The sequence below is a fragment of the Drouetiella sp. genome (assembly GCF_059504425.1).
Map to the genome: position 1 here is coordinate 1 of NZ_JCACIN010000127.1, position 11182 is coordinate 11182.

The 11182-nt window shown below is 51.7% G+C and carries 19 protein-coding genes; 13 read left to right on the forward strand and 6 right to left on the reverse strand.

The genetic code is table 11. The features are described from left to right. Positions 1 to 69 precede the first annotated feature (69 nt). The 5 genes from AC5JMP_RS27855 to AC5JMP_RS27875 all read right to left on the reverse strand — a co-directional run bounded on the left by AC5JMP_RS27855 (position 70) and on the right by AC5JMP_RS27875 (position 2251). Positions 70 to 234 (reverse strand): hypothetical protein, encoded by a 165-nt coding sequence (locus AC5JMP_RS27855; protein ID WP_495854763.1) that lies wholly within the window; start codon positions 232 to 234, stop codon positions 70 to 72. Positions 235 to 342: 108 nt separating this feature from the next. Beyond that, entirely contained in the window at positions 343 to 1176 is an 834-nt protein-coding gene (locus AC5JMP_RS27860; RefSeq protein WP_495854764.1) for a hypothetical protein, read from the reverse strand. Positions 1177 to 1193: 17 nt separating this feature from the next. Continuing rightward, positions 1194 to 1472 (reverse strand): fertility inhibition FinO-like protein, encoded by a 279-nt coding sequence (locus tag AC5JMP_RS27865; protein WP_495854765.1) that lies wholly within the window; start codon positions 1470 to 1472, stop codon positions 1194 to 1196. A gap of 12 nt (positions 1473 to 1484) precedes the next feature. Beyond that, complete coding sequence (locus AC5JMP_RS27870; RefSeq protein ID WP_495854766.1) at positions 1485 to 2063, reverse strand: Uma2 family endonuclease; 579 nt, start codon at positions 2061 to 2063, stop codon at positions 1485 to 1487. Next, positions 2060 to 2251 carry a ribbon-helix-helix domain-containing protein gene (locus AC5JMP_RS27875; protein ID WP_495854767.1) on the reverse strand — a complete coding sequence of 64 codons (192 nt, stop codon included), beginning with the start codon at positions 2249 to 2251 and terminating at the stop codon, positions 2060 to 2062. Before AC5JMP_RS27875 ends, AC5JMP_RS27870 begins: the two co-directional genes overlap by 4 nt. A gap of 232 nt (positions 2252 to 2483) precedes the next feature. Between AC5JMP_RS27875 and AC5JMP_RS27880 the strand changes: the two genes are divergently transcribed. From AC5JMP_RS27880 to AC5JMP_RS27900, 5 genes are all read left to right on the forward strand, one after another. Further along, positions 2484 to 3080 carry a hypothetical protein gene (locus AC5JMP_RS27880; protein ID WP_495854768.1) on the forward strand — a complete coding sequence of 199 codons (597 nt, stop codon included), beginning with the start codon at positions 2484 to 2486 and terminating at the stop codon, positions 3078 to 3080. A 73-nt stretch (positions 3081 to 3153) separates the two neighbouring features. Further along, on the forward strand, positions 3154 to 3276 hold the full coding sequence (locus AC5JMP_RS27885) for a hypothetical protein (RefSeq protein WP_495854769.1): 123 nt from the start codon (positions 3154 to 3156) through the stop codon (positions 3274 to 3276). A 232-nt stretch (positions 3277 to 3508) separates the two neighbouring features. Further along, positions 3509 to 3670, forward strand: coding sequence for a hypothetical protein (locus tag AC5JMP_RS27890; RefSeq protein WP_495854770.1), 162 nt, complete (start codon positions 3509 to 3511; stop codon positions 3668 to 3670). Further along, positions 3645 to 3782 carry a hypothetical protein gene (locus AC5JMP_RS27895; RefSeq protein ID WP_495854771.1) on the forward strand — a complete coding sequence of 46 codons (138 nt, stop codon included), beginning with the start codon at positions 3645 to 3647 and terminating at the stop codon, positions 3780 to 3782. Before AC5JMP_RS27890 ends, AC5JMP_RS27895 begins: the two co-directional genes overlap by 26 nt. Next, the gene (locus AC5JMP_RS27900) at positions 3755 to 3934 is read left to right on the forward strand and encodes a hypothetical protein (protein ID WP_495854772.1); all 180 of its coding nucleotides are present in this window, start codon (positions 3755 to 3757) and stop codon (positions 3932 to 3934) included. The genes AC5JMP_RS27895 and AC5JMP_RS27900 overlap by 28 nt, the downstream gene beginning before the upstream one ends. 137 nt (positions 3935 to 4071) lie before the next feature. Here AC5JMP_RS27900 and AC5JMP_RS27905 read toward each other — a convergent pair whose 3' ends face one another. After that, a complete protein-coding gene (locus AC5JMP_RS27905; RefSeq protein ID WP_495854773.1) occupies positions 4072 to 4218 on the reverse strand; it encodes a hypothetical protein in 147 nt (48 codons plus the stop codon). Between AC5JMP_RS27905 and AC5JMP_RS27910 the strand changes: the two genes are divergently transcribed. The 8 genes from AC5JMP_RS27910 to AC5JMP_RS27945 form a co-directional block, all read left to right on the forward strand. Continuing rightward, entirely contained in the window at positions 4218 to 4805 is a 588-nt protein-coding gene (locus tag AC5JMP_RS27910) for a hypothetical protein (protein WP_495854774.1), read from the forward strand. The genes AC5JMP_RS27905 and AC5JMP_RS27910 overlap by 1 nt on opposite strands. 4 nt (positions 4806 to 4809) lie before the next feature. Further along, complete coding sequence (locus AC5JMP_RS27915) at positions 4810 to 5520, forward strand: hypothetical protein (protein ID WP_495854775.1); 711 nt, start codon at positions 4810 to 4812, stop codon at positions 5518 to 5520. Positions 5521 to 5536: 16 nt separating this feature from the next. Continuing rightward, positions 5537 to 6085: a hypothetical protein gene (locus tag AC5JMP_RS27920; RefSeq protein ID WP_495854776.1), complete on the forward strand. Its 549-nt coding sequence runs from the start codon at positions 5537 to 5539 to the stop codon at positions 6083 to 6085. Beyond that, positions 6082 to 8067, forward strand: a complete 1986-nt coding sequence (locus AC5JMP_RS27925; RefSeq protein ID WP_495854777.1) for a hypothetical protein — start codon at positions 6082 to 6084, stop codon at positions 8065 to 8067. The genes AC5JMP_RS27920 and AC5JMP_RS27925 overlap by 4 nt, the downstream gene beginning before the upstream one ends. A gap of 216 nt (positions 8068 to 8283) precedes the next feature. Further along, the gene (locus AC5JMP_RS27930) at positions 8284 to 8454 is read left to right on the forward strand and encodes a hypothetical protein (RefSeq protein WP_495854778.1); all 171 of its coding nucleotides are present in this window, start codon (positions 8284 to 8286) and stop codon (positions 8452 to 8454) included. A 58-nt stretch (positions 8455 to 8512) separates the two neighbouring features. Next, positions 8513 to 8737, forward strand: a complete 225-nt coding sequence (locus tag AC5JMP_RS27935) for a helix-turn-helix domain-containing protein (protein ID WP_495854779.1) — start codon at positions 8513 to 8515, stop codon at positions 8735 to 8737. A gap of 189 nt (positions 8738 to 8926) precedes the next feature. Next, positions 8927 to 9076 (forward strand): hypothetical protein, encoded by a 150-nt coding sequence (locus AC5JMP_RS27940; RefSeq protein ID WP_495854781.1) that lies wholly within the window; start codon positions 8927 to 8929, stop codon positions 9074 to 9076. A gap of 8 nt (positions 9077 to 9084) precedes the next feature. Further along, a partial coding sequence (locus tag AC5JMP_RS27945; protein ID WP_495854780.1) for a tetratricopeptide repeat protein occupies positions 9085 to 11182 on the forward strand: 2098 nt, incomplete at its 3' end.

Genomic DNA, 11182 nt, shown 5'->3' on the forward strand with positions numbered 1-11182 from the left:
TAGGTCTTGCTTGATACCACGCTATTCTTCTAACCTTCCCTTCAGGGCACTACCACTCTCTCTTGAGATTTAAGCGATTTTCTTTTGGGTTACTGGGGCGATCGAATCCGCACTTTTGGGCAGATTAGGCGCCCGCCAAAAATTAACTGCTTGCTCTGGAGCTTTTGGGATGGGAAACATCTGTGCCCAGGCTTGGAGTCTCTCTTCGGGGCGATCGTACAGTTGAAGTCTCATTCGGCTACCTTTATTTCCTGATCTAATGGAACAATACATTTTCTATGTCAGCAACATTCATTTCAAATCGTTTACTGGCAATAGTTAGAGGTGCTTTACAGAACTTAATTACCGTTTCTTCTTTCCTGAGATTTTGAAGCCCTTACCTCCAACAATGAGTTTCCCTTCGCTGACTATCCCGACCTGGAAGTCCTTCCCGATCATTCCAGCGGTTTCTGCTGATACCGCATCCAGCCAGCGCTGGTAAACTCCACGCCTAAACTCAGTGTTGATCTTGGCGATGCGATCGGCTTCTTTAACAACGTTCTCGTACAGCAAGCAGTTTGACGGGTATCTCCTATCTTCAACCTTAACGACAGTTTTCTTGGGTCGCCCAGGTTTAGGCTTAGGCTCGGGCTTGCTCCGATTGCCGGCCTCCACTCCAATCGATCGCAGTGCAGCCACCCTCTCTTTACGAAGGTCAGTTTTCCCGACAGCCCAAGCCCCCGGATAGCCAGGTATCCCCAACTCTTTAGCCACGCCACAATCAGCGACATAGCAAAGAAATCGGGAAGACTCTGCCCGCAGGGTTAGTTCCATCCAGCCATTAGAACTGGGAAAATCGCGCAGCCCATAGGGTGAAAGCTTGTGCAGCGCCCGACAAAGATCCATGAAGGCAAAGAGGGAAGTCGCGCCATAGGAACAGAGTGCGGCAAAGTCACCTTGCGGTGCATCCATCCCGAACGCCCATTTTGCAATCCAGTCCCCCATTGTCCCGTGTCGGGCTTCCGCCTCTTCAAACCATTCCTTTAAATGCTCCGACTGCATAGCTTCGTTGATATTTAGGCTTGGATAGGAAAGCTCTAAGTGTCTAAAGCAGTCTCTGGGCATCCACTTGAGAGCGCAGATGAGCCGCTCCATTGGTGTGCTTTCTGGTTTTTGCCGAATCTCAGATAAAAACATGGAGACCCCTACTCAGCCTAAACTTTTGGTTTGCGCTCAAATACCTGGATAGCAGCCTTTTCCAGGACGAATTCATCTTTCTCGACATAGCCCCTTTTCCCCGCGATGGCCACCCACAGCGAAAAGGTAGCCTGAGTATCTTCCAGTTTCTTAAACATTTTCGGCTTAACCGAGATTGAAACAATTCTGTTGTCACAGTCAACCTCGAAAGACTTCCATCCATTCTCAGCAGTTTGAACGTCTGCTGGCAATTCACTGATCTTAACGGTGAGTTCAAGTTTTCCTACTGTTGTCATGGCAATCGCCCCTTACAGACTTTTGCGAAATGCTCGAATGGCTTCCAGTTGAGAAGTTTCAGCCATCAATACACATCGGCTCAACAGCTCAAGATTTAGTGTTGCCAGTTCAGGAATTTCGCTGCGATCGATCCGTTCGTAGCTACTGTCACGCAAGCGGTGCAAGCTAAATACCCCATCTTGCCAGAACCAGACTTCTGGCACACCGATCGCCTGATATCGTGCCAACTTGTTCGTTCCACCGCTGGTAAACACCACCTCAATTGAGAGATCAGGGATGGGCTTCGATCGCCCGATGCAGTAGGATTCATCCGCTTGAGTTGATGCAACTTCCTCAGCTTCCTGAGTCATTGAACCAGTCGCCTCAAACTCAATGCCCTGCTCTGATAGAAACGTCACAATCAAGTAGCCAATGATTGACTTAAAGATTTCATGTTCGCGTCCAGGCATGAGAATTTCGATCGTTCCATCAAAGTAGGCTAGTCGGATGCCGGGAGAATCGGCGGATGCTTGCTGAATCAGCTTGAATTTCTCCCATGTCCCCTGTAGGACAATGCGCTGATCAGCAGTCTTTTGAAGTGTGCTAGTCATTGGTGCGATCCATCCTTACTTTTCTTCTTAGGTACAAACTCCTGTTTGTCCATAGCAGCTCTCAGACCTGCCTCTACCAGGTAGGCAGCCAAATTTGCTGTAGGTCTTCCCTGCTTCTCAGCCCACTCTTCCATCAAAGTAAACACTTCGTCTGGAACCGTTATAGAAAACTTTTTGCTCACAATCATCTCTGAACTCCTCACTTAATACTACAAAAGGATGTCATACATATTCCATAAGCTTCTAATTAGAAGCTTGACAGAATCTAATTAGAATCCTAGCATAGAAATTGTAGGTAGCAAGCGAACGATTCTAGACAGTGTCAGAACGCCATCCGCACCGAGAGCGGAGGGGTTGGGCGTTCAGATTCGTTCGCCTTTAGTTCTGCCAGTGTTTAACCTCGTTCAGGAGTAAAGAATCATGGAAACTCAAGATCGCGTTAGTTTGCATGGCTTTTGCCGAGACAATAATCTTCCCAAATCAACTGTTTATGAGCGTTGCAAGACGATGGGAATCATCACCTCCGATGGTCTATGTGCTGATGACTGCGATCGTCTTCTAAAGGAATTCAACGTGAAACCCGCGCAGGTTCACCTAACCGCTGAGTCTGTATCCCTCACTCGTCCTCATGTTGAATCTGGCAATCATCAAATTGTTCTCACAGCCCCAGCCCTACCATTGACCCTGACCCTTGAGAACCTGCGTACTGGAACCGTTGCATCGATCGCCGATCCTCTAAGTGTTGCAGCCGCGTTCCTGGAAAATGCCGATGCACTAATCGCCGCAATGAATGGAGATTTGCACCGCCGTCAGCAAGAACTACAGCAGACAGCCAGTGCTAAAGAGGCTGTCGCTCAAAAAGCGCAAGAGCTGAAGCTTGAGAGTCGCCTGTATCAACAAAACGCAGGTGCGATCGACCAGGCTCAAAACCAGGCTACTGCTCAACTATCGACTGCATTGGAAGCGCTGCAATCCTTCACAAAAAAGCCGGATGGGGAATCGGAGCCATCCTCCTAATCACGGCATTTACTGGCGGCTTCTACTGCTGCCAGCAGCTATCCTCACTATCCACGCAATCAGAGCAATCCCAATGTCCACAACTCGCACCCCACTGACCCCCAACGAAATCCAAACAATCTTCGGCGACCAGCTCGATCGAGAAGCGCCCGTCTCCGGCACCGAAGTCAAGCCAGCCACAGCGCCAGCCAGATAATCCACAAAGACTCAACGACTCTGGACTGAAAGTCCAGAGGTTGAAAAGGGACTAAAAGTCCCAAACTCTGGCTTTGTTGCTATCACTACTGATTGTTGGAGGTATGGATCTTGAACTGTAAACCCATAAAGTCCCTAACTCAGAGGTGTGTAGCAGCTAAAGCCTCCCACTAAAGTGGGTAGTTTTGGACTAGCGTACTGGGACAATAAACCCAACCCAACCCAGGAAAATCATGGCAACCCGCGCCGAAGTTCTAGCCCAAATTCAAGAAGTCCGCGAAGCACAGCAAGAAGCTCAAGCTGCTTCAGATGCTCGATTCGAGGCAGCTACCGCTGAGATGCTTGCTGACATCAAGGCAGTGCGCGCTGATGTCGAAGCGAATCCCGCTCAATAGCTCCACAAATCAAAAGAGCGATCGCCTCTTCACAGCGATCGCCCTCTATCTCCACTTCACCCCAACACAGCGAGGTTCATTCAAATGGTATACGCCACAGCTCAAACCGTAGACATCAATTTTTCAGAATTTGCGATCGAACTCAGCGAATTTCAGAGAAGCATCACCCGATTCTTGGATGCGGTTGACTTGGGCACAGACCCCCAGCCGAGCTTCGACCTGCTGATCTGGCAAATCAATAATCTGGCAAATCTGTACAGCTAAAACTGCCTTAAACAGCCTGTTTTGTGTGGTGTGGCAGTAGCTCCACAAAAGTGTGGGATTGGCTCTCCGTAAGGCGTGGCACCTCCCACACGCCCCTAGCGTGGCTACCTCCCACATGACCCCAGTGTGGCTACCTTCTACACTTGCCCAAGCACAAAGGCTAAGACCCGCTCTCCGTCAGGCGTGGCATCTCCCACACAGCCGTCAAATAGGGGCGATCGCATTCCACCGCAGTCCGCCCCTATCATCCACCAGCGTTCAACAGAAGTCAGAGGATTTTTCAATGCTAAACGACGCAGAAAATACAGTCCACGAAATTACCGCCGAGTCACATCCCAACACTTGGGCACTGCTTCAGGCGACGACAGAGGAAATCATTAGCGATGACCTACCCAGCCGGATAATGTGCCCTTGCTGCACCCACGAATTTGACTTGAACGCAAACCTAGATGCAACGTTCTATGACGCAAAAGACCAGGCGATCGCTGACCTGCATTTTGACGTGAAATCTTTAGAAGCCAGTACAGATACCCGCCTAGCGGCTCTAGTCAGTCAAGCTGATGACACCGAATATTCTGTAGCCGCTCTCCAGTTCAATGTTGAGCGCTTAGAAGGCACGGTCAACACGCTCAACGACATCCTAGACAACGACTCCACACAGATAATCCGCATCACTACCCGCCGCTTTAGAGTTGCTGAGTTCCTGCGCTATATGGCGATGACTGCGATCGGCTTTACTGCTGTTCTCACCATCGGCGCGGCTATCTCTGGCAGTCAAGCCCAGAAGGATGAGTTTGCCCAACTTGCTGTGTTCACTGGCTTTGGTGCAGTTCTAGGCATAGCGATCGGTTACTCCACTTCAGAGGACTAAAACAATGGATTACGGCAATACGATCATCAGAAACACAGCAGCGGCTCACTCCCCCGCGATCGACACTAAAGCCCAGGAATGGGGCAGCGTTGACGCTGATATTCTTACCTACCTCAGCGACGTGCAGCGCCTAGAAGAATTTGCCAACGCCGCCCAGGACGCTGAGCAGATTTCTGGATACCTTGAACCGTTTCTAGAGAATGCACGAACCTACTTTGAGTCCATGCAGAAGGTATCTGAAGGGCAAGTGGAATGGACAGAACTCCGTAAAAAGTTCGGCTCTACCGTAGCCAAGTCGATCGCCAAGATTCGCAAACTTAACGCTGAGTTTGGTTCTGAGATGGAAACGATCGACGCTCAAGATAGAGCCACCATGCTCAAGATTGACCAGAAACGGCAACACGCTATAGCCGAAGTTGCCGCCGATTTGAATCAAGCCCTTCAGTTAGAAGTGTTTCGCCATCAGAACAAAATCAGTTCTATCGAACTGCGCGATCGGGCAAATCAACAGCGGCAGGTTCTACAGCAAACCTTACGGGAGAAACGGCAAGCCCTGATGGATCGGGCTAAGAATGGCAGCCGCTTGAACTCTGCCCCAGCCGATCGCATTCCAGTCGAGGTGCATCAATCAGGTGGGGCACAGCGAAGCGGCATCAGTGCCAGCGGTCAACCGGGATTCTGGGGACGGCTGTGGAATAGCTTCGGCAAACGGTAAATAAGAGGGCTAGGCGATGTTGAGCAGAGATACACAGCAACAGCAACTCCCTAGCCCCTTCACTGTGGAGGGACTAGGGCAATCAAGACAGGTGCAACCGCAAGAGCAGCAACCGCCGCAGCCACCAGAGAGTAATCGGGGTAGAGGCTTCAGGCGATCGGGTAATGCAATGGAAGTCGCAGCCGGAGCCAGCTTTAACAGCGCCATTATTTTCCTGTTTCACCTGTTGCAAGTCCATCCACTAGGGTTCGTCGTCGCCCTGGCGGGGAGTCACTTCTACTTTGTGGCAACCGCATTCGGGGAGGGCAGAGATAGAGCGATCGGCAATGTCATGACGGGCGCATCTGCCGGAGTCGCTGGAATTGCCGCCCTGTCTGATCCAATTGGTGAACTGTGGGAAGCACGGCAGTCCCAGGATTCAGGCACTCAACAGGTGCAAGCGCTTTACTCACCTCAGTCCGCTACAGGTTGGAGTAGTGATTATATGCTGATTCTGATTGGGGTCATCGGCGTAGCTTTATTGGCGGTTGGCAGTCGGGAAAACAACAGAGGAAGACGACGGTGAAATATTTAACGGGCACTCATCAGGCATTAGCAGAATCGCAGCAGTCTGATCTGATGGGCAGGTTTAGTGGCTTACGTTTTGACCAGCGAATGATCGCGATCGCCGCATCCACAGCATTAGGTCTAACCTGTGCCGCTCTCGCCTGGACGGGAACCAGTAGCGATCGGGTTTACTTCTGTGTGGTGCATCCCAGTCAGGAGCTGCAATGCTTTGACCACCAGCGTCACCCGTGGCGCATGACGAAATACTACTGGGAGCAGTGGCAGGACAAGGGAATGCCAGAGCATATCATTCTCAATCCCAAGATCGGCAACGGTTCAGGCGTGGAGTCTGCCACCAATCCTTACAAGGCGGCATGGGCGTTTGGGGCATTCATCGGCTTTGCCGCAGCCGGATGGATGTTACGCCATCTCCAGCATGAGGATAGCAAGCTCGCACCATTAGAAGCGATCGCCCAGCAGCAGGAAGAAGCTGTAGCTGATATGGCAGCTCGCACCGCAGTCGTAGAGGCTTATCGTGCGGTTGCTATCTCGCAAGCCGAGATAGAGGCAGATGTAGAGCTGGTGCGGCATGAACATCTAATCCGGCTAGGACACGCTGAACTATTGGGCGAAACCGAGATTGAGATTGCCCGACTAGAAGCCGACGAAATCAAGCTAGATGCTCAGACAGCAGGGATGACCGATGAGATGAAGGGGCAATATGTTGAATTCTTGAGGAAGGTAGAAACGCCTTACCTGACGGGCACTCAGACGTTGGACAGCATCAACAGCCCAGCCGACAAGGTAACTGGAGGGAAGCAGGAAGCTTTAGACCAGGAGCCAGACGGCAGCATTATCCCTGTAGAAGACTTGGCACAGTCGATCGCCGATGCGGACATCGATGAGGGCAATATCCTTTTCGCTGCTCGGAGCCGCGCTGGGAAGACTACGCTGATCGGCAATGCCATATACCGGAAGCACCAACGGCACAACGGGAATATCGACTTTAGGATCTTTGATGGAAAAGGAGGCAAAGACGTGAAGTTTGCCGGGTTAGAGCGATCGCCTAAAGATTACACGCTAGTCAATACCGAGGCGGCAGCCGCACAAATGATGGGTGAGTTTAGCGGCGTTTTAGGCGCACTGGCAGCCTATCAGACGGAACCAGAACATCACTTTCCAATGGTCTGCATCCATGAGGAATTGAATCATCAACGGGTTCTACTGCCCAAGAAGAGGCGTGAGCAGCTAAACGAAAATGTGGCTCGGTACGCCACTCAGGGCATGGGTGAAGAGTTCTATCACTGGCTGTCCAGTCATTCTCACTATGTTGAAGAAGTCGGCTTAAACCGGATGATCCAGCAGTGCTACCGGATCGTGGCATTGGGCAGAAACGGCAAATACGAAAGCTTGCAATTCGTGCTTGAAGACGAGAAGGTGATTCGAGACAAAGGCACCCGCGATCGCCTGAAAGCTCAGCTTCAGGAATACATCGCCAGTGGGGGCAAAGGAACGATCGCCTTCACTAATTTAGAGGGCAACCCGCGTCTAGTGACTCTGCCCTTCTACTCAAAGAACGTGCTGATTTCTAACACTAATGAAGCACTGAATGATGAGCCGTTGGCTAGCCCGAGCGAAGCTCGTATCGCGCCCGATATTCTTGAAGTGATTGATGATGCTGTAGCGGAATCAGAGGCGGATCGCCTAGAGCGAATGTGGGAGCTAGAGTTCAAGGTTCGCCCAGAAGAGACACCTGTTGATGATGAGTTCACTGCACTAGAAATCAGGGTTCACAATGCCGCTCTGGGTATTGACAAGGGTATCACTGCTAGGGCGATCGCTCGGTCGGGGATTGCTGAGATTAAAGGCATGGGATATAACGAATCCGTTAAGGCGATTCAAGCCGTTTTTCTAACGCTTCAATCAAAAGGTGTCGGGTACATCGTGGAGGACAAGACAACTTCCAGGTACTTGCCCAAAGTAGGCAAATTGGGCGAATAGGGCGCTTACCTTTTAGCTGTCAGGTGCCGTCAGGTAAACGCTGAAAGCTAAGCACAGAGCTTATGACACCCGCCTGACAGGCTACCCGACACCTGACAGCTTTTTACCTGACACCTGACACTCTACCCGACAGGCTGCCTGACACCTTACCTGACGGGTAGCTGAGGCGAATAGCGATCGCTACAAACCACAAACCAAACTATTAGGAGAAGCCCAATGAACTACGAAGAATCAGACGCGATCGAACCCATCGCAAGAAAACTGCGATCGATATTCCCCGACGATTCAGACGATGCGCTTCTGAGCGAAGCGACTGAGATTTATATCGAAACAGTTAAACCTGTGGGGAGCAACTACTCTGAAATAAAAGCAATTTCGATCAGCTAATCCAGATCATGCTTAACATACGTTATAGCAAGCCTTATTCAAAGGATTGAGTTGAACGATGACGGCAAGAAAGCAGATGGCGCTAGAGGGAACGGAGATTGGAGAGCGGATTCGAGAATTGCGGCAGGCTCTGGGATTGACGCAAGAGCAGTTAGCAGCTCGTTTAGGGGTGTCCTTTCCTACTGTGAACCGCTGGGAAAATAAACATGCTAAACCCTCGCCGCTGGCCATGGAAAAGATTGAAGCTTTAGCAAAGCGGCTGCATAAGGCGGAGCAGGCGTAAAGGAGAATAACCGTCACAAACCTTGGAGCATCCGGTGGTTCTGCTCAATTTTGGTCATTCATCCTCTATAAAGGGTGTTATAACGAGAGCAATTGCGCGAACCTGCTGAGGTGAACTCAGGTCATCCTGCTGAGTGGGACTTGGAAGCGGCTCCGCAGCGTTGGGTTTGAGCTATGGCGCTGATCTGCTATGACGACTGACGACAAGCCACAGGATGACGGTGGGATGCAGCAAACCAACCGAGAGAATGCCAAAGGCTGGCAAACCAAAGTGGAAGGCGGCACCGCTTACATTGGCGAGATTCATCAGTATGGTCAAGACAAACCCTTGCGTCCCTAGTTGAGTAAATGGCTATGCCAGATGCGATCGCTCAACTGTGCCAACTGATTGCCGAAAAACTGCGGGAGGCACCGGAGGCAACTCCTGCTGAGGTGATGGCTCATGTGACAGGGGCGATCGCCGCCAATCCCCAGTTGCAAGCTGAGTTGCAAGCCGATCCAGAGATGCTGCAAATCAATCGGGATGGAGCAACGGGATATCAAACCGTTGTGAATGATGGCACCGTTTATATCGGTAGCACTCACTACAGCCTCTCCGATCCAGAAAAGTTCCTGGCTGTGTTCAAGGGAATGTTTCAGGAACTGCAAAAGCTTGATCAGCCGGTTGGTATTCCTAAGAACTTGCCTGATTACGTCAAGCAGTTCGCGTTCGTGGGGCGGGAAGCGGATCTGAAGACCCTGCAAGAGCTGTTGCAGCAAGCCCAGCGAGTTTACATTCAGGGCATGGGCGGGATTGGCAAGACGGAACTGGCTTTGCAGTATGCCTGGCAACATTATGAGCAAAACACTTATTCAGCGGGTATTTGTTGGTTGCGATCGCGTGAGCAGGACTTGGGTACTCAGATTGTCAACTTTGCCAGTGTTCATTTGAGGCTGACGATTCGAGACGACTTAGAGCTGCCGGGGCAGATCGCCGACTGCTGGCAACGCTGGCCAGCCGGTCAGGTGCTGGTGATTTTTGATGATGTTACTGACTACCAGGACATCAAGCCGTTTCTGCCGCCGCAAGAATCCCGCTTTCAGGTATTGCTGACGACGCGATCGTATTTAGGGCAGTCACTCAAACAGTTTGAGATTCGGGTACTGAGTGAAACAGCGGCGCTTGATTTGTGGCGATCGATGACCGATACGGAACGGATTGACGCGCAGTTGGAGGCAGCTCAGTCTCTAGCGCAGTGGTTGGGGTATTTGCCATTGGGATTGGAACTGGTGGGGCGCTATCTGGCGGCAAAACCGGATTTGTCTCTGGCCGAATTGCAACAGCGGCTGGAGCGGCAGCGGTTAGGCGCAAAAGCCTTAGTCCAGCGAGAAGCGGGCATGACGGCAGTGCATGAGAGTGTAGCTGCCGCCTTTGAGTTGAGCTGGCAGGAGTTGGCAGAACCGGCTCGTCAGCTCAGCTATTTGCTCAGTTTGTTTGCCTTAGCGCCGATTCCCTGGAACTTAGTGGAACAGAGCTTGCCCGACTGGGACAGCGAGGAACTGGAAGAGACGCGGGATTTGGGTTTAGTGGATCGCAGTCTGCTGCAACGAGTCGGGGCAGGCACTTACCAACTTCACCAACTCATCCGTGAGTTTTTCATCGCTCAGCGAGAGGCAGCACCCGCCGCTCCAGCCAATCCAGTTACAGCACTGAAGCATACCTTCTGTCAGGTCATGGTGGCTGTCGCAAAGCAGCTTCCCGCTTCACCCACCCAGCAAGAGATTGTCTCCATCACCCCAGCGATACCGCATCTGGCAGAGGCAGCCACGACACTACAAGCCTGGGTGAAAGATGAAGATCTCATGTGGCCCTATGCGGGGATAGGTGGGTTTTATGCAGGACAGGGAGCCTATAGTCAGGCAGAACCCTGGTATGAGCAGTGTCTCTCCTCAGTTCAGACTCGATTGGGCGCGGAGCATCCCGATGTCGCCAGCAGTCTCAATAACCTGGCATTACTCTACAAATCCCAGGGGCGCTACGAGGATGCCGAGCCTTTGTATGTGCAAGCGCTGGAGATGTATCAGCGGCTGCTGGGACAGGAGCATCCCGCTGTCGCCCTCAGTCTCAATAACCTGGCATTACTCTACTATGCCCAGGGGCGCTACGAGGACGCAGAGCCGTTGTTGGTGCAAGCGCTGGAGATGAGGCAGCGGCTCCTGGGACAGGAGCATCCCAATGTCGCCCAAAGTCTCAATAACCTGGCATTACTCTACTATGCCCAGGGGCGCTACGAGGACGCAGAGCCGTTGTTGGTGCAAGCGCTGGAGATGAGGCAGCGGCTCCTGGGACAGGAGCATCCCAATGTCGCCCAAAGTCTCAATAACCTAGCATTACTCTACTATTCCCAGGGGCGCTACAAGGAGGCAGAGCCGTTGTATGTGCAAGCGCTGGAGATGTGGCAGCGGC